Genomic DNA, 686 nt, shown 5'->3' with positions numbered 1-686 from the left:
AATGCAGGTGTTGCTAGTGAAACTGCTGGTGTAACTACACTTAAAGGAGCTATGGCGGTAATGGATATTGCTGAAACTGCGATTAACAATCTTGATCAAATCAGAGCAGATATAGGTTCTGTACAAAATCAAATCACATCGACCATTAACAATATCACAGTAACTCAGGTTAATGTGAAATCAGCTGAATCACAAATCAGAGATGTGGACTTTGCAAGCGAGAGTGCAAACTACTCTAAAGCAAATATCCTAGCTCAAAGTGGATCTTACGCTATGGCTCAAGCGAATGCAAGCCAACAAAATGTATTAAGATTGCTTCAATAGAAATCCGATCTAAGCCTAGCTTTAGGCTTAGATTTTTTACCTCTTTAAAAATTTTTTAAAAATATTTCATTTTTCCTCTATAAAATAAAAAGTTGGAACACTTATTGCTTATATCCTTTTGATGCAATATTTTGAAAGGATTTAAAATGGGTTTTAGAATAAACACCAATATAGGTGCGTTGAACGCACATGCGAATTCGGTGGTTAATGCTAATGAGCTTGATAAGTCTTTAAGTAGACTTAGTTCTGGTCTTAGAATTAACTCGGCAGCAGATGATGCTTCAGGGATGGCTATTGCAGATTCTTTGCGTTCACAAGCAGCGACTTTAGGTCAAGCAATCAACAATGGTAATGATGCGATT

General features: G+C 36.2%; 2 protein-coding genes. Both read left to right on the top strand.

Annotation, left to right across the window (positions count from 1 at the left end; all coding sequences use genetic code 11):
- Positions 1–324, top strand: a 324-nt coding sequence (locus H2280_RS08410; RefSeq protein WP_337216255.1) for a flagellin, incomplete at its 5' end; no start/stop codon positions are given.
- A gap of 146 nt (positions 325–470) precedes the next feature.
- The coding region (locus tag H2280_RS08405) for a flagellin N-terminal helical domain-containing protein (RefSeq protein ID WP_442862349.1) at positions 471–686 on the top strand (216 nt) is incomplete at its 3' end.

It is taken from the genome of Campylobacter sp. 2457A (genome assembly GCF_020135895.1).
Classification (GTDB): Bacteria; Campylobacterota; Campylobacteria; order Campylobacterales; family Campylobacteraceae; genus Campylobacter_D; species Campylobacter_D taeniopygiae.
Note: the sequence above shows the minus strand (reverse complement) of the source record. Positions and strands in the feature narration are given on the sequence as shown.